Annotated in this window: 19 protein-coding genes; 11 read left to right on the plus strand and 8 right to left on the minus strand. The window is 44.9% G+C overall.

The features are described from left to right. Positions 1 to 14: 14 nt before the first annotated feature. Positions 15 to 1,169, minus strand: coding sequence for an MFS transporter (locus FS736_RS00915; protein WP_260983497.1), 1,155 nt, complete (start codon positions 1,167 to 1,169; stop codon positions 15 to 17). 370 nt (positions 1,170 to 1,539) lie between these two features. On the opposite strand from FS736_RS00915, the gene addB reads away from it, so the two are divergent. From addB to FS736_RS00930, 3 genes are all read left to right on the plus strand, one after another. After that, positions 1,540 to 5,115: a helicase-exonuclease AddAB subunit AddB gene (addB, locus tag FS736_RS00920; RefSeq protein WP_144474489.1), complete on the plus strand. Its 3,576-nt coding sequence runs from the start codon at positions 1,540 to 1,542 to the stop codon at positions 5,113 to 5,115. A gap of 1 nt (position 5,116) precedes the next feature. After that, the gene (gene addA / locus FS736_RS00925) at positions 5,117 to 8,899 is read left to right on the plus strand and encodes a helicase-exonuclease AddAB subunit AddA (RefSeq protein WP_144474974.1); all 3,783 of its coding nucleotides are present in this window, start codon (positions 5,117 to 5,119) and stop codon (positions 8,897 to 8,899) included. Positions 8,900 to 9,036: 137 nt separating this feature from the next. Then, a complete protein-coding gene (locus tag FS736_RS00930; protein ID WP_144474490.1) occupies positions 9,037 to 9,345 on the plus strand; it encodes an HNH endonuclease in 309 nt (102 codons plus the stop codon). On the opposite strand, the gene FS736_RS00935 is transcribed toward FS736_RS00930, so the two are convergent. The 6 genes from FS736_RS00935 to FS736_RS00960 all read right to left on the minus strand — a co-directional run bounded on the left by FS736_RS00935 (position 9,342) and on the right by FS736_RS00960 (position 11,427). Further along, on the minus strand, positions 9,342 to 9,560 hold the full coding sequence (locus FS736_RS00935; RefSeq protein ID WP_023615349.1) for a spore germination protein: 219 nt from the start codon (positions 9,558 to 9,560) through the stop codon (positions 9,342 to 9,344). The two genes, FS736_RS00930 and FS736_RS00935, sit on opposite strands and share 4 nt — an antisense overlap. Before the next feature lie 162 nt (positions 9,561 to 9,722). Continuing rightward, entirely contained in the window at positions 9,723 to 10,109 is a 387-nt protein-coding gene (locus FS736_RS00940; protein ID WP_313959694.1) for a spore germination protein GerPE, read from the minus strand. Then, on the minus strand, positions 10,106 to 10,291 hold the full coding sequence (locus FS736_RS00945) for a spore gernimation protein GerPD (RefSeq protein ID WP_144474491.1): 186 nt from the start codon (positions 10,289 to 10,291) through the stop codon (positions 10,106 to 10,108). The genes FS736_RS00940 and FS736_RS00945 overlap by 4 nt, the downstream gene beginning before the upstream one ends. Then, a complete protein-coding gene (gene gerPC / locus FS736_RS00950; RefSeq protein ID WP_260983498.1) occupies positions 10,288 to 10,905 on the minus strand; it encodes a spore germination protein GerPC in 618 nt (205 codons plus the stop codon). The genes FS736_RS00945 and gerPC overlap by 4 nt, the downstream gene beginning before the upstream one ends. A 34-nt stretch (positions 10,906 to 10,939) precedes the next feature. Further along, complete coding sequence (locus FS736_RS00955; RefSeq protein ID WP_144474492.1) at positions 10,940 to 11,191, minus strand: spore germination protein GerPB; 252 nt, start codon at positions 11,189 to 11,191, stop codon at positions 10,940 to 10,942. 14 nt (positions 11,192 to 11,205) lie between these two features. After that, complete coding sequence (locus tag FS736_RS00960) at positions 11,206 to 11,427, minus strand: spore germination protein (RefSeq protein WP_144474493.1); 222 nt, start codon at positions 11,425 to 11,427, stop codon at positions 11,206 to 11,208. A 243-nt stretch (positions 11,428 to 11,670) separates the two neighbouring features. Between FS736_RS00960 and FS736_RS00965 the strand changes: the two genes are divergently transcribed. The 7 genes from FS736_RS00965 to FS736_RS00995 all read left to right on the plus strand — a co-directional run bounded on the left by FS736_RS00965 (position 11,671) and on the right by FS736_RS00995 (position 21,516). Beyond that, positions 11,671 to 13,263, plus strand: a complete 1,593-nt coding sequence (locus tag FS736_RS00965) for a long-chain-fatty-acid--CoA ligase (protein ID WP_144474494.1) — start codon at positions 11,671 to 11,673, stop codon at positions 13,261 to 13,263. A gap of 179 nt (positions 13,264 to 13,442) precedes the next feature. Continuing rightward, positions 13,443 to 14,624: a DUF418 domain-containing protein gene (locus FS736_RS00970; protein ID WP_144474495.1), complete on the plus strand. Its 1,182-nt coding sequence runs from the start codon at positions 13,443 to 13,445 to the stop codon at positions 14,622 to 14,624. Continuing rightward, positions 14,624 to 15,136 (plus strand): DNA topology modulation protein, encoded by a 513-nt coding sequence (locus FS736_RS00975; protein WP_144474496.1) that lies wholly within the window; start codon positions 14,624 to 14,626, stop codon positions 15,134 to 15,136. The genes FS736_RS00970 and FS736_RS00975 overlap by 1 nt, the downstream gene beginning before the upstream one ends. Before the next feature lie 14 nt (positions 15,137 to 15,150). Further along, on the plus strand, positions 15,151 to 16,059 hold the full coding sequence (locus FS736_RS00980) for a fumarylacetoacetate hydrolase family protein (protein WP_144474497.1): 909 nt from the start codon (positions 15,151 to 15,153) through the stop codon (positions 16,057 to 16,059). Positions 16,060 to 16,254: 195 nt separating this feature from the next. Continuing rightward, positions 16,255 to 18,876 (plus strand): YhgE/Pip domain-containing protein, encoded by a 2,622-nt coding sequence (locus tag FS736_RS00985; protein ID WP_144474498.1) that lies wholly within the window; start codon positions 16,255 to 16,257, stop codon positions 18,874 to 18,876. A gap of 123 nt (positions 18,877 to 18,999) precedes the next feature. Continuing rightward, positions 19,000 to 19,353, plus strand: coding sequence for a YisL family protein (locus FS736_RS00990; RefSeq protein WP_144474499.1), 354 nt, complete (start codon positions 19,000 to 19,002; stop codon positions 19,351 to 19,353). Positions 19,354 to 19,482: 129 nt separating this feature from the next. Continuing rightward, positions 19,483 to 21,516, plus strand: a complete 2,034-nt coding sequence (locus tag FS736_RS00995) for a putative bifunctional diguanylate cyclase/phosphodiesterase (protein WP_260983499.1) — start codon at positions 19,483 to 19,485, stop codon at positions 21,514 to 21,516. A 109-nt stretch (positions 21,517 to 21,625) separates the two neighbouring features. Here FS736_RS00995 and FS736_RS01000 read toward each other — a convergent pair whose 3' ends face one another. After that, on the minus strand, positions 21,626 to 22,186 hold the full coding sequence (locus tag FS736_RS01000) for a DUF2777 domain-containing protein (RefSeq protein WP_144474501.1): 561 nt from the start codon (positions 22,184 to 22,186) through the stop codon (positions 21,626 to 21,628). Positions 22,187 to 22,377: 191 nt separating this feature from the next. Between FS736_RS01000 and asnB the strand changes: the two genes are divergently transcribed. After that, the gene (gene asnB, locus FS736_RS01005; protein WP_144474502.1) at positions 22,378 to 24,225 is read left to right on the plus strand and encodes an asparagine synthase (glutamine-hydrolyzing); all 1,848 of its coding nucleotides are present in this window, start codon (positions 22,378 to 22,380) and stop codon (positions 24,223 to 24,225) included. Positions 24,226 to 24,466 lie beyond the last annotated feature (241 nt).

Raw genomic sequence — 24,466 nt, forward strand, 5'->3', positions numbered from 1 at the left:
CAATCAAAAGCATTTCAGCCAGCATTCGCTGACTGGAATGCTTTTTCATTTACAAAAATACATAAAATGAAATTAAAAAGAAACAGAAGTGTCAATAACAGCATGACTCCGTGAAACGGTAATACAGCGGCGACTGGCGGAGCCAGGCTTGCACCGGTCAGCAGGATGAATGAATAAAGTGAAAGTGCCTTCGCCCGCTGACTGCTGCCGAAGACCCCAATTAGTGTAATGACGGTGGGGATGACTAGTGAGATGGATGAAACAAAAAATATGGAGAGAATGATCAGGGCGCTGGCTGTGTGCAGGAACAGCAGGGTGAACGCACTCGTGGAGCCGATTGCCAGCCCGAACATCAGCGTCCTCAGTGTGCCCCATCTGTCCATCAATGTCCCGGTGAATAGTGATAGGATGGCACCAATCAATCCGACCAGGCGGATCAGCAAAAGGTCAGAGGCAGGTCCGGCAAAGAAACGGCCAATCGCATCGTAGAAAGCGATGATCGCAAACAGGAGCGAAAAGGTGATGATATAACACTTCATCAACTGCTGCTCTTTTAATAATTGAAAAAATATCATCCCCAGCGGTTTTCGTTCGAAGGGCTGTACCGGCGATTCTTTCAGCAGGAAAAAAGCAAAAGAAAACAGAATTAAATAAACGGCAGCAAAGAAATAGAAGACGGCATTCCAGGAAAAAGTTTCAGCCAGGAAGGCACTGGCGACCTGGCCGAAGATGCCGGCAATCAAAAAGCCAGTGTTGATCAGGACCACAAGGATGGTTCTCTGCCGGGCAGTGAACAGATCATATGAATAGGCAAAGGCAACCGAAGCAAATGTAGCCAGAGTCAAACCTTGCAGAGAACGAGTGATCCAAAGGCTGAGGGACCCAGCAGAAAAACCGACACCACAGGTGGCAATAGCGGAGGCCAGCAAACCGAACACGAGGATCTTCCTCCGGCCTGTATAATCCGATGCTGGTCCGAACGAGAGGAGACCGCAGGCATAAAGAAAAGTGAATAGCCCGCCTGCAAGAACAACATGAGATTCTGGTATCCTAAGGCTATCCGATACCACCGAATAAACGGGAATCAATGTATAGATATTGCTGGCGACCATAATGGCGCTCAGCGTCAGTAGGATGGAAGCTTTTTGAAAAAAGCTTATCGATTTCATTTTCATCACCTGCCACATACAATATATGCAGATTCCCCGTCCGATGATGGTTGTTCATTTGCACTCAAGAAGGTCATGCACTATGGGAAAAATTAACGGGCTCTTTGCTTCCAAATCGGCCTGTGAAAAAGGTATAATAGGATACATACAGAACAATTGTTTGGCAGACAAAAGGCGCAGGTGAGAGAAGCGCCTTTTTCGACTTTAGCAGGTGGCTGATTTCATAGATTATTGCTTTTTTGAACATAGCACTTGGATCAACGATGGCTCCAATGTCCTTACAAATAAAAAACAGGCACAGTGCACGTCGTGAAAGGAAAAAAGTTAGGCCTGGAAGATTGTTATTTTACTAGAAGAAAGGGGAAGTCAGATGTCTGTACGTTTAGTACTGGGGCGCTCGGGCAGCGGGAAAACCGAGCTGATCATGAAGGAAATGAAGGACAGGCTTGTTTCGGATCCTCAAGGAGATCCGATTGTCTATCTTGTGCCGGAACAAATGTCTTTCCTGTCAGAATACAGATTATCCACAGATCCTGACCTTGGTGGAATGATCAGGGCACAGGTATACAGCTTCCCGCGCCTGGCGTGGAGAGTGCTTCAGGAAACGGGAGGATACATACGCCAGCATTTGGACAGCGTCGGGATCAGTATGATGATCCGCAAAATCATTGAAGACAAAAAAGAGGACCTGAAAATCTTCCAAAAAGCTGCGGATAAAAATGGTTTTATCCAGCAGATGGAGCAAATGCTGATCGAGTTCAAACGCTATGCCATCAATCCGGAAGAACTTGCAGGGAAAATGGCTGAAGGCTCCGGAGGTAACAAGGCATTACATGATAAGATCCACGACCTGGAGCTGGTGTATCGCCAGTTCGAAGATGAATTGTTTGGTAAATATATAGATTCCGAGGATTATTTCAAGCTGCTTGCCGAAAAGATCCCGGCTTCTGACTATCTGAAAAATGCGGAAGTATACATTGATGGTTTTTATAGTTTCACGCCGCTTGAACTCATGATCATTGATCAGCTGATTGCCTCCTCCAAAAGAGTGACAATCGCACTCCCGGTTGACAGGGATTTCAAGCATGAACAGCCTGATGAACTTCATTTATTCAGGCTGACAGGAGAGACCTGCCAAACACTCTATGACATGATAAGGACAAAAGGCTATGAGCTAGAAGATAATGTCGTGCTGTCTGAACAACGGCGCTGGCAGGATGAATCCCTGAAGCATCTTGAAAGGGAATTCGATTCAAGGCCGGCTGTACCGTATTCAGGCGAGGCGTCAATCCATATCGCACAGGCAGCCAACAGACGTTCCGAGCTTGAAGGAGTTGCCAGAAAAATCATTGGCCTGGCACGGGATGATGGATACCGCTATCGCGATATCGCTGTCTTGATGAGGGGAAGCGAATACCGTGAAGTACTGGAAACCATTTTTGAAGACTACGGACTTCCATTCTTTATCGACCAGAAACGGAATATGCTCCACCATCCATTGATCGAGCTTGTCCGTTCAAGCCTGGAGACGGTCCTGGGGAACTGGCGGTATGAGCCGATTTTCCGGGCTGTAAAGACAGACCTGCTGTTCCCTGAGGGTGCTGACCTGAACAGGGTGCGTGAACAGATGGATATCCTGGAGAACTATGTGCTTGCATATGGGATCCAGGGAGATAAATGGACGAGAAAAGACCGCTGGAAATATCGGAGAATTCGGGGGCTCGAGTATGACAGTGTGGCCCAGACGGATGCTGAGAAGAAGATTGAACAGGAACTGAATGACTTGAAGCAGTTAATTACTTCACCGCTTCTGCGAATGGCCCGGCGCCTGAAACGTGCTGACACAGGCAGAAAGCTTTCTGAAGCGGTTTATCTCTTCCTGGAGGAGCTCGATATTCCCGCCAAGCTCGAAGCATGGAGAATATATGCGGAGCAGGAAGGAAGGCTGATTGACGCAAGGGAGCACGAGCAGGCCTGGAATGCCGTGATCAATCTCCTTGACCAGTTCGTCGAAATGCTGGGTGACAGCAAGGTGGCACCGAAGCAATTCGTTTCCATCCTTGATGCTGGTTTTGAGTCACTGAGGTTTTCGCTGATTCCTCCGGCAATTGACCAGGTACTGGTTGCCGACATAGAAAAAACAAGGCTTGCCGATGTAAAGGTGGCTTTTGTGATTGGCGTGAACGAAGGCATTCTTCCTGCCAAGATGACCGAGGAAGGAATTTTTGCGGATGACGACCGCGAGCTTTTGCAATCAAAAGGCTTGAAGCTTGCCCCGGGCAGCCGAACTAAGCTGCTGGATGAGAGTTTTACGGCTTATAAGGCTTTTGTGACGCCTTCGGAGCAGCTTTATATCAGTTATCCGATTGCCAATGAAGAGGGGAAAGCCCTGATGCCTTCTTCCTTCATCAAAAGGATTTCGGACTTGTTTCCAGGACATCAGACGCATTTCTTCCTGCCAGATCCTTCGGAATTGCCGGAAGCAGAGCAGCTTGAATATGCTGCCGGTGAAAATATTGCCTTATCCTATCTGACATCCCAGCTTCAGCTGAAGAAGCGGAATTATCCTGTCTATGATTTTTGGTGGGATGTGTACGATTATTATATGAAGAATCACCGCTGGGCAGATACAGCCCGGAAAGTTCTTTCCAGCCTGTTTTATGAAAACAGGACGAAACAGCTGTCTGAATCTGTCACGAAGGAATTGTATGGCGAGGAAATCCAGGCAAGTGTCTCCAGGATGGAACTATTCAACAGCTGTCCATTCTCGCATTATGTCCAGCATGGCTTGAAGCTGCGAGACCGGCAGATATTCCGGCTCGAGGCTCCGGATATCGGCGATCTTTTCCACGCGGCATTGAAGGAAATCGCTGAAACGGTGATGGAGCAAAACCTTAGCTGGGCCCAGCTTACAAGGGCACAGGCTGAAGAATTGGCAAGGGATGCTGTGCAAAAGCTTGCTCCAAAACTGCAGAATGAAATCCTGCTTAGCTCGAACAGGCATCATTATATCAGGCAAAAACTTCAGAACATCATCAGCCGCGCATCTCTCGTGTTGAGTGAGCATGCAAAAGTCAGCGGGTTCTCCCCAGTCGGCCTGGAACTCGGCTTCGGCCGGCAGGGTAAACTGCCTCCGCTGGGCTTTTCGCTGAAAAATGGCACAAAGATGGAGCTGATGGGCAGGATTGACCGTGTTGATAAAGCCGAGGATGACCATGGTGTATACCTGAGAGTGATTGATTACAAATCAAGCGTGAAGGATGTCAATCTGACAGAGGTGTATTACGGTGTAGCACTTCAGATGCTCACCTACCTGGATATCATTATCACCCATTCACCGCTTCTTGTCGGGAAGCAGGCTGACCCTGCAGGTGTACTCTATTTCCATGTGCACAACCCGATTGTCAATGCTTCAAAAATGCTGACGCTTGATGAAATTGAAGAGGAAATCCTTAAACGTTTTAAAATGAACGGATTGCTGCTAAGCGATGAGAATGTCATCCGGATGATGGACAAGGGGCTCGATACAGGCAGTTCACAGATCATCTCCGCGGGTTTTAAAAAAGATGGAAGCCTGCTGAAGAGCTCGAAGGTTGCCAGCCGTGAGGATTTTGACCATTTACGGCAATTTGTGCGCCATAAGTATGTGGAGACCGGCAACAGGATTGTCAGCGGAATTGTTGATGTTGCTCCATACAAACTCAAGGACCGGGCACCATGTACATTCTGCTCGTTCAAGCCGGTATGCCAGTTTGACCAGGCGGTTGAATCGAATGACTTCAGGAAGCTTCCTGTCATTAAAAAGGAAGACCTGCTGCAGTCGCTGAGACAAGACGAAAACTTGAAGGCCGATGATGGGCTGGCAGTCGATTCTGCAAGACTTGAAGAAATCAAGAAGTTCGGCCTACTGTCAGCAATAGGAGAGGAGGAAGAGGACCTTGGCTAGAATGAATATACCGCCAGTACCGGAAGGCGCGACATGGACGGAAGATCAGTGGAAGGCAATTATGGCCTCGGGGCAGGATATACTTGTCGCAGCGGCGGCCGGATCAGGTAAAACGGCTGTTCTTGTCGAGAGGATCATCAGGAAAATCACTTCGGAGAACTATCCTATTGACGTCGATGAGCTGCTCGTCGTAACGTTCACAAATGCTTCTGCGGCTGAAATGCGTCACAGGATTGGTGAAGCGCTTGAAAAAGCCATCAACAGCCACCCTGATTCAACACATCTGAAAAAGCAGCTGAGCCTGTTGAATCGAGCGTCCATTTCAACGCTCCATTCCTTTTGCCTTGAAGTCATCAGGAAATATTATTATCTGATTGATGTTGACCCTGGCTTCAGAATCGCGGATGAAACCGAGGGACAGCTTTTGCGGGACGAAGTGATTGAAGATCTTTTTGAAGAAGAATACGGCAAAGCAGATAATCAGCCTTTTTTCAATCTGGTGGATGCGTTCACGAATGACCGCAGCGATGAAGGGTTGAAGGACATCATCACTGACCTGTTTGATTTTGCCAGATCCAATCCTTCCCCTGATGCGTATCTTGATTCCATCGTATCCATGTACGAAGCAGCAGGCAGCATTGCGATCGAGCACTTGCCGTTTATGAAAGTACTTATCTCAGATATCGAGCTGCAGCTTCAGGGGGCAAAACAGCTTCTCGAAAAAGCGCTGGACATTTCCAGGATGCCGGGCGGACCGGCACCACGGGCTGTCAATTTTACAGAAGATCTTCATGTGATCGACACATTGCTGGCTGCCAGTGAACAAACCTGGGGAGATTTGCATGAAGCGATACAGCTTGCTGATTTTGGGAGGGCAAAGACATGTCGCGGCGATGATTACAATAAGGATCTAGTCGATAAAGCCGCCAAGCTCAGGGACCGTGCAAAGAAAATTGTCCATGATTTAAGAAGTGAACTATTTTCCAGAAAACCAGAAAGCTTCCTGAAGGATATGCAGGAAATGAAACCGTTGATCGCCGTGCTGATTGACCTCGTGAAAGAATTTTCGCACAGGTTTGGAGAAGTGAAGCAGGAACGTGGTCTCGTGGATTTTTCAGACCTTGAGCATTACACACTTGAGATATTGACTGCAAAGACTGATGATGGAAATGTATCTCCTGTATCGCCTTCCGAAGCTGCACTGGCCTACCGCAATAAATTCAAGGAAGTGCTGGTTGATGAATACCAGGACACGAATATGGTCCAGGAAGCCATCCTCCAGCTGGTAACGGCAGAAGGAGAGGCAGCCGGGAATCTGTTCATGGTTGGGGACGTAAAACAATCGATCTACAAATTCCGTCTTGCTGAACCAAACCTTTTCCTCGGAAAGTACAACAGGTTCACGGCTGAGGGTGAAGGAACTGGCCTGAAAATTGATCTTGCGAAGAATTTCAGGAGCCGAAGCGAAGTACTGGACGGCACCAATTATTTATTCAAACAAATCATGGGCGTAAAAGTCGGTGAAATCCATTACGATGATAATGCTGAATTGAAAAAAGGGGCTCCCTATCCTGAGGATGATTCCTTCCCAGTCGAGCTCCTGTTGATTGATAAGGGAGAAGGTGCTTCAACAGACTATGATTCCCCAGAAGTGAATGAGTCAGCTGATACTGAATTCGATGCTGAAGACCTTGAACAGTCCCAGCTCGAAGCAAGGCTGATGGCCAAGCATATCAAGGATATGGTTGAAGAGCGCCGGGGTGTGTATAATCCCAAAACAAAAACATCCAAACCCGTCAATTATCGCGATATCGTCATCCTTCTTCGCTCAATGACTTGGGCTCCTCAAATCATGGAGGAATTCAAGCAGCAGGGAATCCCGATTTACGCGAATTTGTCGACTGGCTATTTCCAGGCGACAGAGGTCGCGGTCATGCTTTCTTTGCTGAAAGTAATCGACAACCCTTATCAGGATATCCCGCTTGCCGCTGTATTGAGGTCACCGATCGTCGGCCTGGACGAAGAAGAACTAGCCATCATCAGGATCAGCCAGAAAAGAGGTTCGTTCTATGAGGCGTTGACGGAATTCTGTCTCCACAAGCCGACAATAGAAAATGAAGCTCTTCATGAAAAGACGAGTCGTTTCTTTGAAGGCTTGAAAAAATGGAGAACGGCTGCAAGACAAGGATCTGTTTCTGATTTAATCTGGCAATTATACAGGGAGACGAGGTTCTTCGATTTTGCAGGCGGGATGCCAGGCGGAAAACAACGCCAGGCTAATCTCAGAGCGCTTTATGATCGCGCAAGACAATATGAAGCGACGAGCTTCCGCGGCTTGTTCCGCTTTTTGCGCTTCATTGAACGGATGAGGGAGCGTGGCGATGATCTTGGCGCGGCAAGGGCGCTGGGAGAACAGGAAGATGTCGTCAGGATCATGACGATCCACAGCAGCAAAGGGCTGGAATTCCCAGTAGTTTTCGTAGCGGGACTTGCCCGGAATTTCAATACGATGGACTTGAAAAAATTCTATATGCTTGATAAAGAATTTGGCTTTGCTGCTAAGTACATCAACCCTGAGAAGCGAATTTCGTTTCCATCTTTGCCGCAATTGGCGTTCAAACGCAAGCATAAGATGGAAATGCTTTCTGAAGAGATGCGTGTCCTCTATGTTGCCTTGACACGGGCAAAAGAAAAGCTCTACCTGATCGGTTCTGTGAAGGATGCAGATAAAACGATCAGCAAGTGGCAGGACGAAGCAAGCCATCCGGAATGGCTCCTTGATGAATATTTAAGGGCATCGGCATCAGGCTATATTGACTGGATAGGGCCAGCTGTTATCCGTCATAAGGATTGTGAGTCGATCAGGGGAAGCCAGGCAATCCTGCATCCTGCACTCGACGAAGAGATTAACTGTCATCCATCCCGCTGGAAAATCGCAACGATTAACGCAGAGGAAATCATTTCATATGCCGATGAGAAAGACGAAGAGCGCGAGAGCCTGATGGATCTTGTCGCAGCTGGCCAGGCTGTAAACCAGGTTTCGGAACTGGCTGATAAGGTCAATGAACAGCTTTCATGGAAATATCACTTTAAGGAAGCGGCCAATCACCGTTCGAAACAGTCTGTAACCGAGCTGAAGAGAAACCACGAAACAAGGGATGAGGAGAGCGGGACACAGATCGTCCGCCGGTTTACGAAGCCAATCCTTAACAGGCCAAGGTTCATGCAGGAAAAAAAGCTCACCCCTGCAGAACGGGGAACCGCGATGCATATGGTCATGCAGCATATCGATCTTTCCAGGCCGATTACAGAGTTAAGCCTTGAATCACAGCTGGAGCAAATGGTCGAGAAGGAGCTGCTGTTCCCGGAACAGAAGGAGGCAGTCGATCAAAAATGGATTCTTGCCTTTTTTGATACTGAGATCGGCCAGCGACTCCTTGGAGCAAACAAGGTCAGCCGCGAGGTTCCATTTTATCTCTCATTGCCGGCAAAAGAGGTTTACCCTGATTGGCAGGGAGAAAATGAGCCGATTTTTATCCAGGGGGTCATCGACTGTATTTTCGAGGATGAGAAAGGGACAGTCCTGCTTGACTTCAAGACAGATGGCATCCATGACCGCTATAAAGGCGGGTTCGAACAGGCAAAACCGATTTTGGAAGAGCGTTATCGAATCCAGATCAGCCTGTATGCAAAGGCGATTCAACAAGTATGGAAAAAGCCAGTTGAAGAGAAATATTTATATTTCTTTGATGGCGGACATCTTCTGGAAATGGATCAGTTCTAAATTAAAGGAATCGGTTGATTGTTCACACAATCCTTGCCGATTCCTTTTTTTGTAGCGTATGGGACAGGTGCACAACTGATTAAGAAAATCCATGAAGGGGAAATTACCAACAGGGCTTGTTGAAGGAGGGATTGTAAATGGCAAAGAAAAGCCATATCAACACTTGTGAACTATGCTGCAGGAATGAGGTCGAGGTCACGGTCCATCATCTGACACCAAGGGAAATGGGCGGAGCCTTCATGCCAACTGCCAGCCTTTGCATTCCTTGCCACAAACAGATACATGCTTTATTCACAAATGAGGAGCTGGCTACGGAATTGAATAGTATTGAATTGCTCCGCTTACATCCTGAACTGCAAAAATTCCTGAGATGGATAAAAAAGCAGCCCTCTACAAGGCTGCCGAGAATTTTAAAATCAAATGCTCGAAAACGTAAAAAGCGCTAGTTATTTCCTACTGTCGGCTGGTCGATCAGGTTGGCATCAAGGACATTACTGGCGCTAAGTCCGTTATTCGTAACAATGAAACCACCAGTATTGAAACCACCCTGCCCAGCGACTGTTTTTGAATTACTTTTTGGCGAGATGAACAGTGTGTCGCCAAACTGCACCGTCCCGCCGCCTACATTCAAGATTTGGACTGGACCTATGATTGCTGGCATTGAAAACATCCTTTTCTGCTATTCTATTGGGCGATATACATAAAAAGTTGCGGCTAGTTAGCCAAATTCAGAGTCATTAAAAAATGCGATGCCCAAAAGTCAATATACGAACGGTAGAATGGCCTAAGAGTACATCAGCCTTGATAAAACAATATGCATGCATCAACGATTTTGTTCGGGGCGCGGCAGGAGATGCCGGATGTGCTTGACCCTTGCCTCCATAGAAACATTGCAGGTATTCCCAAGATGCACCACTGAAGAAGACGATACACCCAGTATATTGATACTCCGCACCTTTAAGACAGGATTAACATTATGAGTAGAACTATTTATGGTTTCAACATCCGGTTGAAATGTAATGGGCTCAGAAAAAATGGGGTAGGCACTAAATGCGCCTTCATTCTCATAAAATACTTCACGCTCTCTTTGGACTGCAAGAGCTCTGGAAAATGCCTGGATCTGCTGGGAATCACCTATTTGGAACACTGAAGAAAATATTACTGAATCTATTTTTATTCTATCAACACTAGCGATTCTTTGAAGCATCATCGTCCAGCTTCCGGCGAAAGAGGGACGAACGGCCCGATTATCAGTGACTCTGCAGGAGTATCGAATGTGGATGCCAAATTGATGGTATCTGCATCCCCGACCATTAGCAGCGAGGAACTTGAAACGCCAAGGATTCTGATGTCGCCAACGCAAATATCCCTGTTATAGACTTGAAAATTCATTCTGAACGACCTTCCTTTACATTATCTGGCAGGTTTTTGAGGAAGAGGAATACACCATTCTGAATCTCCTGCTTTAGCAGGTCAATCACTTGATTATTCATCTCCGGGCTTATTACCGTCCCATTCTCACCGGAGGACCTTTCCTTTAAATGTGCCGCCACTCTGCCAGACAACTGTTTTCTGATATCTTCTTTTATAAAAGTGAAATAAGAATCATCTACATTGATCCCCAGCTTCGCTTGAGCATCGCGATAGATACCCTCTAAATCCGTTTCAAGGTATTTGTACAGTGCTGTTTCAATTTCGATTGTCCTCTTAAACAGCTGTTTTCCAGGAGTAGGTACATTAACCGCTTTTTGATCTACCGAAAAATCATCAATTCCATCCAGTTCACTCGGGTTCAAGCCAATATTCAAAGTCCCTTCAAGAGTTTCTACCTTCAACTGGTCGAATTTGTACTCGATATTTCCAATTTGGACTGGAGGCCGATCCTTCAATGCTGCAACTTCTTGCTGCAAATCCATGGCCATTTTTTCCAATTTGGATATCTTTTTGCTTTGGTGCTGTACATATAAATGCAGCTTTTTAACATATTCATAAAATTCAGCATTCAAACGAATCACCTCGCCTCGAACCAGTTTTTAAATGTTAGCTTCGTGTAACCGGAGCCTGTAAAGGAACCGCAGGTGTCTCAAGTATTTCTGGTGTATATGATGTACCTGTTGTTATTTGGGAGGGATGCAGCGCCTCTGGAGCTGGTGCTATAAAGCCGCCCGTGTTATATAGGTTAGAAACTGGCTTGATCAAACCAGCACTGCCAATTTGCAGGACAGAAGAGTTCGATATTCCCTCAACCTTTAAAAAATTGATATTGATCGATTGTTGTATATAAAAATTCAACCTAATCACCCGCACTATACATTCAAATAATTTCCTTGATCAATTGCATCTTGGTCATAGGTATTTGTCGAGCTAAGATTATTGTGTATGGTCAATCCGTCTCCGGTATTGAATGAGCCCGCACCGGAGAAGGTTTTAGCGCTGGAACGGGGAGTTATTCTGTAGACATCGCCAATGTGGAAGACCGCACTGCTGCTAATTGAAATGACCTGTATGACCCCAACTATTGCTGGCATGAGCAACACCCTTTATTTTGATTTCTTTATTATCCTATGTGCCCAAATAAAGAATGTGATTAAAATGCCTATTTGTTTCAAATAAGGAACTACACTAAACAAAGTTCCTATGAAAATTTCCTGGAAAATCAGCTATGAAAAATCATGTTATATAACAGTTGAAATTTTGTATAACAGAGATGTAGATATGTTAATATATTTATATATTAAGAATTTTAAATTTATTATTACAGGAGGCAAATAATGAACGTTCCATTGCTGTTGAACCAGTTTCTAGACCGTGCGGTATCGCTTTATGGAGACAAAAAGGCTATTTTTTCCGAGGACAGGGCGCTTACATATTCTGAGTTGAACGAAAGGGTAAACCAGCTTTCGGATGGTTTGAGGAAGCTTGGAGCCGCCAAAGGTGACCGGATTGCCTACCTTGCGCCAAATTCAATTGAAATGCTTGAAGGTTTTTATGGTGTCTTCCAGGTCGGAGGTGTGATGGTGCCTTTGAACATTCGCCTTAAACCGGAGGATTATCTATTCATCCTTAACCACAGTGAATCCAAAGTGTTATTTGTCGATCAGGATTTATACCATCTCGTCGAGCCAATCAAAAACCAACTGGAAACCGTGAAGGAAATCATTGTCCATTATAAGGAAGACAGCCTCGAGGAAATCGGATACGATGTGTGGCTTTTACAGCATTCTCCCGAACCGTTCAAACGCGAAGAATTAGAGGAAAATGATGTATGCAGCCTCCTCTACACAAGTGGAACGACTGGGAATCCCAAAGGGGTCATGCTTACCCACAGGAACAATTATCTGCACGCACTAAGCACGATGCATCATTTGCGGGTAAGCGATGAAGATGTCCTGTTGCATGTCCTGCCGATGTTCCATGTAAATGGTTGGGGGTCTCCATTTTATTACACGGCAAACGGCGCTTCTCAGGTTTGCTTCCGCAAAACAACCCCCGAGGCGATTTTCAGCGCATTGGAAAAGCATAAAGTCAGCGTGATGCATATGGCACCGACAGTTTTGAACGCCCTGCTCCAGTATTATGAAAAAAATGTCCCGAACATTGAACAGCAGGTGCGTGTAGTCATCGCTGGATCGGCACCGCCGCCAGCATTTGTTACACGTGTTGAAAAAGAACTTGGCTGGGAGTTCATCCAGGTGTACGGCATGACGGAATCTTCCCCGTTAAGTACGATTTCAACTGTCAGGTCGCACTTGAAGGGACTGCCATTGAATGTACAGTACAGGATGAAAGCGAAGGCCGGCATCTCGATGATTGGCTGCGAGGTCAAGGTTGTCAACGACTTTGGCGAAGAGGTTGCACATGATGGCAAGGAAATCGGCGAAGTGATCACGAGAAGCAATGGAGTCATGAAAGGCTACTGGAAAAATGAAGAGGCAACCATGGAAACGATCCGCAATGGGTGGCTCCATACAGGTGATATGGCGACCGTAGACGAATACGGGAATATCGACATTGTCGATCGTAAAAAAGATGTCATCATCAGTGGCGGGGAGAATATATCGTCCATTGAGGTCGAGGGGGCTTTGTATGACCATCCGGCTGTCCTTGAAGCTGCAGTCATCGCCGTCCCGCATGAAAAATGGGGGGAGACCCCGCACGCATATGTCGTGTTACGTGAAAATGAACAAATCACGGAAAAGGACCTTATTGCTTTTTCCAGGGAGAAACTGGCCCATTTCAAAGCGATTACTGGGGTAACCTTTGTAAAAGAACTGCCAAAGACTGCTTCTGGGAAAATTCAAAAAGTCCATTTGAGGAATGAGTATTGGGAAACGAAGGGAAAGGCTGGAAGATTTGTGAATTAATAGATTGCGGGGGATGCCGTTAGGTGGTGTCTCCTTTTCTATAAAATTGTATGCATGATATCCAATCTGTATATAAGGTAGTGGTTTCTATGCTGGATCCTCCGTTCCTTTTGCAAGGTTCGCTGATAGTGTGATATACATAGATTATATGTTAAACATTGGATGGAATGAGGGGGAAAATGGATATTAACGGAAGGGCATCGGGAAGGATTGTTTCGATCGACCGGATGCGGGGTTTTTCATTGTTAGGGATTTTTCTTGTCAACATGATTTCATTCCACTCACCGTATTTTTATATTGATCCTGAAACATGGTGGGAGGGAAATATAAATTTATTTACATACAGATTCATCGATGTGTTGATCCAGGCAAGTTTTTATCCGTTGTTTGCGATGTTGTTTGGATATGGGCTGGTGATCTTAAGGGAGCGTATCCTCGATAAAGGTCTGAAGTTCACTCCGCTTGCCGTAAGAAGGCTTTCGCTGCTGCTGCTGATTGGCTGTATCCATGCTTTCTTTATCTGGGAAGGGGATATCCTCATAACCTATGCAGTCTGCGGTTTTGCCTTTCTTTTATTCCTGGGATGGAGCGCAAAAAGGTTGATGATTGCAGGTTTGGCCATCTATATTGTCCCAAATCTCCTTCTCGTGCTGATGCTTGGAGCAGCCTCGGCGGTGGATGGAGGGGCAGAATTTTCAATGTATGATGGACAGGCTGCAGAACAGGCAATAAATGTCTATCGAACTGGGAGCTTTGCCGAAGTGACAGAGCAAAGAATGACAGAGTGGTATAAAAATAATAATCTCATGGGTTTGTTTTTTTATTTAATCACAATTCTGCCTTTGTTCATGTTTGGAGCAGGTGCGGCCAAAATGAGGCTGTTCGAAAAAGTACACAGGAATAAGAAAAAGATCAGGACATACGCAGCCGCACTTTCTATTCTCGGTCTGTTGATCAAGTCAATTCCGTACCTTTATGGAAGAACATTGATGACTGATTATGCCCAGGATATTTTTGGAGGTGCAATGCTGGCGATGGCTTATGCGCTGATCATTGCCCTTCTATCCGAGCACAGGAAAATGGACAGGGTCCTTTACCCGCTAGAAGCTGCCGGCAGGCTGTCAATCAGCAACTACTTATCCCAGTCTATTTTCTCAACGATGATTTTTTACAGTTACGGACTCGGTTACTATGGCGATGTGTCCATATTCGCTGGAACAATGCTGGCTCTTGCCATCTATGCAAGTCAATTAGCTGTCAGCAGCTGGTGGGTCAAAAGGTTTTATTATGGACCTGTCGAATGGCTGTGGCGAAGCGGTACTTATTTAAAGAAACAGCGTTTTAAAAAGGGTGCAGCCTGATGGAAAAAATCATGATCATAGGCAACGGGGGTTCGGGGAAATCAACATTCGCAAGAAAGCTGGGAGTGGTTCTTGCCAAAGAGGTGTACCATCTTGATGCCTTGTTTTGGAAACCTGGATGGGAAATGACAGCAAGTGATGAGTGGAAGGCTATTTTAACAGAAATCATGGCAAAAGATTCATGGATCATGGATGGAAACTATGGAAGCACAATCGAGATGAGAGCGCGGGCAGCGGATACAATCATCTTCCTCGATTACTCTACTTCAAGATGCCTTTATGGTATTTTTAAAAGGCGTGTCATGTATCATAAGAAGTCCCGGCCTGATATGAATGGAGGCTGTGAGGAAAAACTTGATTGGACATTCATAAAGTGGGTGGCAGGATATAAGCGTAAAAAAACACCAGGAATCCTTGCATTCCTGGATGAGATGAAAACATCAGGTAAAGAAATTCATCATTTCACAAATCCTCGGGATACCGAGCATTTCATTACACGAAACAATGAATAAAGGGGGCAATTCAAATGAAATTCGCAACAGTAAAAAATGAAAAAGGCCAATGGATCGGCATCGTAAATGATGAAGGAAGTCATGTTTTGCCACTGCAAGAAGTACATGGAAAAATGGGGGACGAAAAAATTTTTTCATCTGACATGATTGAAGCCATATCGTTAGGCGACAAATTTCTTCAAGAAGCTGAAAAGACAGTTCAGTGGGTAAAGGATAACAAGCTGGAAAGTGAACATTACCTTCCGCTATCATCCGTTGAATTGCTGGCGCCAATTCCCCGTCCGGCCAAGAATATTTTCTGTGTAGGGAAAAATTACGCTGAGCATGCGATCGAAATGGGGAGCAAGGAAGATATACCCGAGCATGTCATGGTATTCACCAAAGCACCTACGACTGTCACCGCCAATGAACAAGAAATTTTAACTCATAGTGAATTGACAGAGCAATTGGACTATGAAGGTGAACTGGCAGTTGTCATCGGCAAGAAAGGGAAAGGAATTAAAAGGGAAGAAGCGCTGGATTACGTTTTTGGCTACACAATTATAAACGATGTTACTGCCCGCGACCTCCAGGCAAGGCATAAACAGTTTTTCATTGGCAAAAGCCTTGATACGACATGCCCGATGGGACCATGGATTGTACATAAATCAGCAATCGCCAATCCGAATGAACTGGACATAAAGACAACTGTTAATGGTGAAGTAAGACAGGACTCCAATACAGAAAACTTCATTTTTCCTGTTGAAGAGATTATTGCCGTGCTTTCGCAAGGTATGACGCTGGAGCCGGGTGATATCATTGCGACCGGAACACCGGCAGGAGTAGGGAAAGGCTTTAAGCCGCCAAGGTTCTTGAAAGCCGGGGATACCATTGAAATAACGGTTGAAGGCATTGGGACGTTAAGGAATACAGTGACAAATTAATAGAAATAATCTCCTGATTCTCCTTATAAATTATAGGGAGAATTTTTATTATATTATTATAATTTTAAAAATATTTTATATTTTCTGTATTTATTTGCAGGAGTTTTTACCCATATATGAGAATATATTTGTGGCAGTGATTGAATACTCATTCAGTCGCTTTGACATATATATAATTCTCATGGGGGAGTATGAATGAATTGGTTTAGCTTGTTTTTGGCTCAAATGTCCCAGCTGGCATCGAGTAAAGGGGTACTCTATTCTGTAATAGCAGCTTTGTTAGTGCCAATCGTCTATGGCGGAATCCTGCTGTCTCCAGATTGGGGACCGTATGATAATCTCTCCAATCTGCCAGTTGGGGTTGTCAATAATGACAGAGGTGCCATGTCCGGGGACGAGCCCCTTAATGTCGGTGAAGATCTTGTGGCAGACTTGAAGAAAAGCAATGACTTAGGCTGGAAGTTTGTAGATTCAGAGGAAGCAGAAGAAGGATTGAGAAGCTTTAAATATTACATGGTCATTGAAATTCCAGAAGACTTCTCTGAGAGAGTGACGACAGTTCTTGAACCGGACCCGAAAAAGCTGGAACTCAATTATATCCAGAATGAGGGCCTTAATTTTATGGCAGCACAGGTCACTAAAAGTGCAACAGAAAAGTTAAGGGAGAAGCTGGCGAACAAGATAACGGAAAAGTATGCAAATAATATCTTCGCGAGTCTTGGTGAAGTATCAGATGGATTTAAGACAGCAGCTGATGGTTCTGCGCAACTGCATGATGGAACAGCTGAACTCCAGGATGGAACTGGGCTTCTATTGACTTCTCTAAATGAGAAGTCAGCGGATATTTCCAAGCTTGCGGCTGGAACTCTGGAACTGAAAAGGGGTACTGGTCAATTGGCCGGCACATTAGCTGAAAAACAAGGAAGTATATCTGAGCTGGCAAACGGTTCAAAGGAGCTCGCAGCCGGTACGGCTCAATTGGCAGGAAGCTTGAAATCTAAACAAAGAGATATTACAAAACTTGCAAACGGCTCTAAAGACCTGAAAAACGGTACTGGCCTGCTATTAAGCTCTCTTAATGAAAAGTCCGCAGACATTACCAAGCTTGCGGACGGATCAGCAGATGTAAATGCAGGGACTGGGTTGCTTCTGCAAAAGCTTAAAGACGGACAGCCGGGCATTACTCAACTGGCTGCGGGTGGTAAGCAGTTAGAAGAAAAAATGCCAGAGCTTAAGGCTGCTACTTCCGAAGTCTTGGCTGGTTTACAAGCGGCACAACAGGCTGTAAAGGTAATTGGACCTGGAACTAAAGAAGTGGCGGACGGGATTGGCGAAGTAATTACAAATTCTCAAAATCTAGGAAGCAATCTGCAAAACCTGACTGTACTGATAGAATCGTATCTTGCTAAGAACCCAAGTTTAGCCACAGATAAAGAATTTTTAACTATTTTAGGGACGAGCCGAGGAATCAGGGATGCTGCCACAAAACCAGAAAATGCAACCAAACTACAAGAACTGAAAGATGGAGCGGATCAGATTGCTGCAGCGTTCAATGAAAAAATTCCTGCAGAACAAGGATCACTGGCATCAGGAATTAATCAACTGGCAGAAGGGCAGAAATTAATAAACAATGGAGTAGCTGATTTAGCAGCAAAAGCCCCAGCCCTTTCTGCCGGAACAGCAAGTGTAGCGGCAGGCTGGGATGAAATGATCACTAAGGTCGGTTTGCTTCATGATGGAACATCTCAAATAGCTGCAGGAAATAAATCGGTCAATGCAGGGTGGGGAACCATCACAGCAGGAGTTAAGGAGCTTGATGGGGGAGCAGCGCTAATCTCTGCCGGGAATCAAACGGTAGATAAAGGCTGGAAGGAGCTCGCTACTGGTGCGACAAAAATCCATTCAGGTGCAGCTCAGGTCAGCGATGGAAATGCTGCCGTAGATAATGGATGGCGTGAGCTGACAGCTGGTGCTTCCAAGATTCATTCTGGAGTTGTCCAGGTTAGCGACGGAAATGTAAGTGTCGAAAAAGGTTGGGGAGATCTGACAGATGGAGTAACAAAATTGAATGATGGAGCCGGGAAACTTTATGATGGAAGCGGTGAATTGGCTGCCGGATTAAAGGATGGAGCCGAGGAAACTGGTAAAATTAAAGCTAATGAAAAAAATATCGGCATGTTCGCCTCACCGGTGGAACTAATTAGTAACAAAGTCAATGGCTATTCACTTTACAGAGATTCTTCTGCGCCATATGTAATGACGCTTGCATTATTCGTGGGGATATTAATCATGTCAATGTTCATCAATTTCAACAAGCCTCAGGAACTAAATGTATCCAAGGTGGGCTGGTTTGCCGTGAAATTTTTGAATCTTGCTTCCCTGGCCGTTGTTCAGGCAATCCTTCTATCCATCGTGGTCCTCGCATTCCTGGGATTGCAGGTTACAAACCCAGTTGGATTCATAATGTTTGCTATACTGGTTAGTATTGTATTTGCGGCAATAGTTATGTTCTTTGCTTCGTTTGGGAATATCGGCCGGTTTATTCTTTTTGCATTAGTTGTCATGCAGCTTTCGACAACTGGATCAAACCTTCCAATTGATATGCTGCCAGAGAACCTGCGAAGTTTAAGTGCCTACTTGCCATTTACTTATTCAATTGCAGGATTTAAAGCTCTGATTTCACTAAATGATTTTTCAATGGCGTTGAGGAATCTGGGTGTTCTTCTTGGTTTTCTGATCCTGTTTGCTTTGATGACTGTAACAGTCTATTTATTTAAGACAAAAGAACAACCTCAACATACCGATTTGGCCATGTAATGGCTGGGGGACATCCTGAAAAGGGTGTCTCTTTTTTCATGTCTGGCAGATTACCTTATACTTATGAAATTCCTATTGAATATGTTATGATATTTTAGACTTTACTATTAGGAGGACGGGTACATGGTACATGCCCATATGACAGCCTGGTTTTTGGCTTTGGTTTTATTCTTCGTTGCACTGGGACTACATAAAAGCGGTAAGGAAAAGGGCGCGAAAATTGTCCAGATGGTCCTTAGATTATTTTACGTGCTGATCCTATTGACTGGCTTCTGGCTACTTTTCAGCATTAATATCAACATTATGTATGTGCTGAAAGCAGCGGTTGGCCTGTGGGTCATCTCTATGCTTGAAATGATCTTGATCCGTACAAGAAAGAACGAAAAGGCATCTATTTTGTGGGTCCAATTCATCGTAGCAATCTTGCTTGTACTATATTTAGGTTTCTCACTTCCGCTCGGAACAGACTTGTTCTAAATAGGATTTGTCGAAAAAAAGCTGTCCAGAAATGGGCAGCTTTTCTCTTTTTGTCATATCTTCACCCGGTCAATTATGGTAATTTAAGAGTTAAGGGATATTGGAGAAATATAGAAAATGGAGAATGCAATGGCTACGACAAAAAGCTGCGTTTACGAAAGTGACAAACAACTTAATAGCTTTATAGAGAGCAATTCATTCAAAGATCATGCCAATCTATTGGTGCAAATTTTTTATACAGAAGCAGGGAAGCTTAAGCGCCTTCAGCAATTACTTAAGAAACAGCTTCCTGTGTCTGCCGTGCTAAGCTGTGAAGCCGAAGGGGATTTTTATGAAGAGCATCCTTACATCCTCTCTTTTACTGCTTTCAACAAACAAGAGCTGGATGCAAGCCGCCATGACCAGCACACCATCAACACATTGACACATTTGCTGGCCACTACACAACAAGACATCCTTCATCTTAATGAGAGTCTTGAGGTTTCTGAACAATATTATCGGTCCTTGTTTGACAATAATGGGGACTTTGTTTATTCGACAGATCTGAATGGGAACTTCACAAGCGTTAACCAGGCGTTCATGAGAACCTTCGGCTATGGTGAAAGTGAACTTATTGGCAGGTCTGCGCTGAATTTTATTAATCCTGAAGACGTTCATCGTGCAAAATTGCATTTTATTCAAGCGCTGAAGGGAAAAGATCAGACCTATACCATCGAAATTCAGATTAAGAGCGGCGAGTCCCAAATTTTCCAGATAAAAAACATCCCGATCACGGTCAATGGATCCTGTGTGGGAACGTATGGAATCGGCAGGAATATCACCCGCCAAAAAAAGACAGAGGAAAGAATCATTCAGCTTGCCTATTATGACCAGGACACAGGTTTGCCCAACAGGATGAGATTTACGGAACAGCTGGAGGAAATGATTCACCGCGCTAAGCATAAGAAAGAACTGCTGGCAGTCCTTGTTATTGACATAGACCGCTTCAAGATCATCAATGACAGTCTTGGGCATTATGCGGGAGACATTGTATTGAAACAGCTGGCTGACAGAATCCAGAATCAGATGCCAAAAGGGGCCTATTTTGGGAGATTCAGCGGCGATAAATTTACGATGCTTTTGACAGAGGACGTCGAGATCGATCAGACGACCAGGATGGCAAGAGAATTGCAAAGGCTTATATCAAAGCCTCTATATCACCAGAATCAGGAGTTTATTGTCACAGCCAGCATTGGGATCAGCTCATTTCCGGGGGATGGCCTTGATGAGCATACCCTGCTGAAAAATGCAGATATAGCGATGAACCGTTCAAAAAACCAGGGCGGGAATAAAATCACTTATTTTTCAACCGGGATGAATGACCAGGCAATGGTGCGACTGGAGCTGGAAAGCTACTTAAGGAAAGCATTGCAGAAAAATGAGTTCCGTCTCTGCTATCAGCCGCTGATGGATTTGAAATCAGGAGAAATCACCTGTACAGAAGCCCTTATTCGCTGGCAGCACCCGCATCTTGGGCTTGTGTCACCGGCGCAGTTCATCCCGCTCGCCGAAGAAACAGGATTGATTGAGGAGATTGGCGCCTGGGTTCTGACAACAGCATGTGTCCAGACAAAGTACTGGCAGGAAAATGGTTTCCCGAATCTCGGGATTTCTGTTAATGTCTCCGCCTATCAATTCCAGCAGCATGCTTTTATCGGCCAGGTGATTGAAGCTCTGAAGGTTTCCGGGCTTGCCCCGGCATATCTATCATTGGAACTGACAGAAAGCGCGATGCTGAAGGATATTGTTTACAGCATTTCCGTCATGAAGTCATTACAGGAGCTCGGGGTGAAAGTATCAATCGATGATTTCGGGACAGGTTATTCGTCATTAAGCTATTTACGCAATTTGCCAATTGATACGCTTAAAATCGACCAGTCCTTTATCAATAATCTTCATGACGACCCTTCCGATATTGCCATCGTCAAAGCAATCATCACCATGGGTCAGGGCTTAGCAGTGAAGATTGTTGCTGAGGGCGTTGAAACTCATGAACAAATGAACATCTTGAGAGACCTTGATTGCCATTATGCACAAGGTTACTATATCCAGAAGCCGCTCGAAACGGATGCTTTCGAAAAAGGTTTCAAGACAATAGAAAACGTTGCCTACACGGTAAAATAAGAAAATCGATTTCTATGTTTTTACGAAGATTCTTGCATGTCCACTTCATCTGAGAAAAAACGATTACGTAAAAGCCTGCATTCACATCGAATGCAGGCTTCTTTGCAGTTTAGGAAATCCGTTCGATCACGGTCCGCTTCCCGTTGTTCAAGGTCAGTTCAAACCGGTCATTCTGTATTTCATAATAATCAAAGTGATGCTGTACGCTGCAGATGTATTCTTCGTTATCGAAAATCAAAAAATTTACACCGGATCTCCCTGTTTCATGATCGAGGAATGTCAGATGGTTATAACAATAGATACAATCATAGATGGAGAAATTCAACGAATTCAATGTATTGATGAACTGGACAAATGCCTCATCATTCAATTCATCCAGCAGACGCTCGAAAGAATAAATCAGCTGCTTCCTGATCCTGATCATTTCCTGGTCTATCAGAGAGATGGTTTCATTGCCAGTCTGGATGCTTCCGTTATCCAGCAAAAACCCCCTGCACCATTTGCTGTTTCGCTGAACTTCAACCTCCTGGTGGATAAATTCCTCAACAAGTGCGGCTTCGTCCGTTTCTTCATCAAAGAAAACCCATTGCGAATTAATATATTCTACGGTCCCGGCATTGAACGACCGGGGCTGGAATTCAATCAAATTGCTTCGTTGTTGTCGATTCATTTGGATCCTCCGTTTATTGTCGCTCACCTTCTTTGTAGACAGATTTCGGCGAATTTATAACATGATTTAAAAGTTAGGCAATTAACCAGTTTGAATATTGCTGCATAAGATGAGTAATGCTTAAGCGATTACTGCGTTTCAGGACGAATCATTGGCAGGCAAAAAGTTCCGCTTAGAAGGGATGATGGTAAATGTGTGGAATAACCGGTTGGGTAGACTATCGTAAAAATTTGGACCATGAGCACAAGACGATTGCAAAAATGGCGGAAACTTTGAGTAAAAGAGGTCCTGATGATACCAATGTATGGACTTCACAACACGCTGCACTGGGCCATAAAAGGCTGGTGGTTGTCGATCCCGAGGGAGGCAAGCAGCCAATGACCAGAGCACAGCGAGACAGCCGTTATACCATTTGTTATAACGGAGAATTATATAATACTGAAGACCTCAGAAAAGCACTGCTATTAAAAGGATATTCTTTTAACGGTCATTCTGATACAGAGGTTTTGCTCAATTCTTTCATGGAATGGAAGGAAAATTGCCTCGAGCATTTAAATGGGATTTTTGCCTTTGCCGTTTGGGATCATCAGGAGGAAAAGCTGTTCATCGGGCGTGATCGCCTTGGTGTAAAGCCGCTCTTCTTTATTGAAACAGCGTCAGGTTTTATGTTTGCTTCTGAACAAAAGGCTCTGCTGGCACATCCTGATGTGAAGCCGGAGGTAGACAGGGAAGGGCTTTGCGAAGTTTTTGGGCTCGGGCCATCCCGTTCGCCAGGAGCTGGTATTTTTAAGAATATGAAGGAGCTCCGTCCAGGTCATGGACTCATTTTTTCAAAAAATGGGCTGAAGGTGTGGAGATACTGGAATGTGAAAAGCGTAGAACACAAAGACAGTCTTGAAGAAACTTCCGAGAAGGTGCGTGAGTTGTTCACAGACGCTGTAACAAGGCAGCTCGTTTCCGATGTTCCGCTTTGCACATTCCTTTCCGGGGGATTGGATTCAAGCGCCATCACCGCGATTGCCGCGAATCATTATAAGACTGAGGGCAAGGGGAGCCTGCATACTTACTCGATCGATTATGAAGGTAACGATCAGTTTTTCAAGGAAAATGAGTTCCAGCCTAATGCGGATGCCTTCTGGATCAATAAAATGACGGAAACATTCGGGACCGTTCACCATAACAGCGTCATCTCACAGAACGATCTGGCAGACTATCTGACAGAAGCCGTGCATGTTCGTGACCTGCCGGGGATGGCTGACATCGATTCATCACTTCTCTGGTTCTGCCGTGAAATCAAACAGGATTTTACCGTAGGCCTTTCAGGTGAATGTGCTGATGAAATCTTTGGAGGATATCCTTGGTTCCACAGGGAGGATGACCTGAACCGGCAAGGATTCCCGTGGATGCGGTCCATTAATGAACGGCAAAATATGCTGAGAGACCACTGGCGGAAAAAATTGAGTCTAGAAGAGTATATGATGGCGAAATTCAATGAGACGATAGCAGAGGTGCCGGTACTTGAAGGAGAGAATCATATCGATGCAAGGCGAAGACAATTATTCTATTTAAATATCGTTTGGTTCATGACCACCTTGCTCGACAGGAAAGACCGGATGAGCATGGGCGCGAGCCTTGAAGTTAGGGTGCCGTTTGCCGACCATCGCCTTGTGGAATATGTCTGGAATATCCCATGGGAGATGAAGATGCACGGCAACAGGGAAAAAGGAATCTTGCGCAAGGCATTGGAAGGCACTTTACCTGATGAAGTATTATACCGAAAAAAGAGTCCTTATCCGAAGACCCACCATCCGGCATATACTCAGGCAGTACAGGGGATGCTGTCAGATTTCATGGCCGATTCAAACAGTGCACTGCATGAATTCTTCGACAGAGCTACACTGCAAAAAATGATTGAAACCGAAGGAGCCTCCTTCAAAGTGCCCTGGTTCGGCCAATTGATGACCGGCCCACAGCTGCTGGCACAGCTTGCCCAGATTCATATCTGGTTCAGGGACTATAATATTAATATTGCAGATTAAAAAAGCAAGCCCTGGGAGAGGGCTTGCAGCAGACTGCAGGCGATTCCAATTTGCCTGCAGTTTTTCATAGAAATGGAAAAAAACATTGATAATTACCAATTCGCTATAAAAATTCGATTTTCGCTATATAAATTATAAAGTCGCTATAAAAAAGAAATTTTCGCTATATAAATAAAAAAGTCGCTATAAAATCATGATTTTCGCAATATAAATATTTTTTTAGCTATAAATATATAAATTA

Origin of the sequence: Cytobacillus oceanisediminis 2691 (assembly GCF_007678455.1) — a bacterium.
GTDB lineage: Bacteria > Bacillota > Bacilli > Bacillales > Cytobacillaceae > Mesobacillus > Mesobacillus oceanisediminis_A.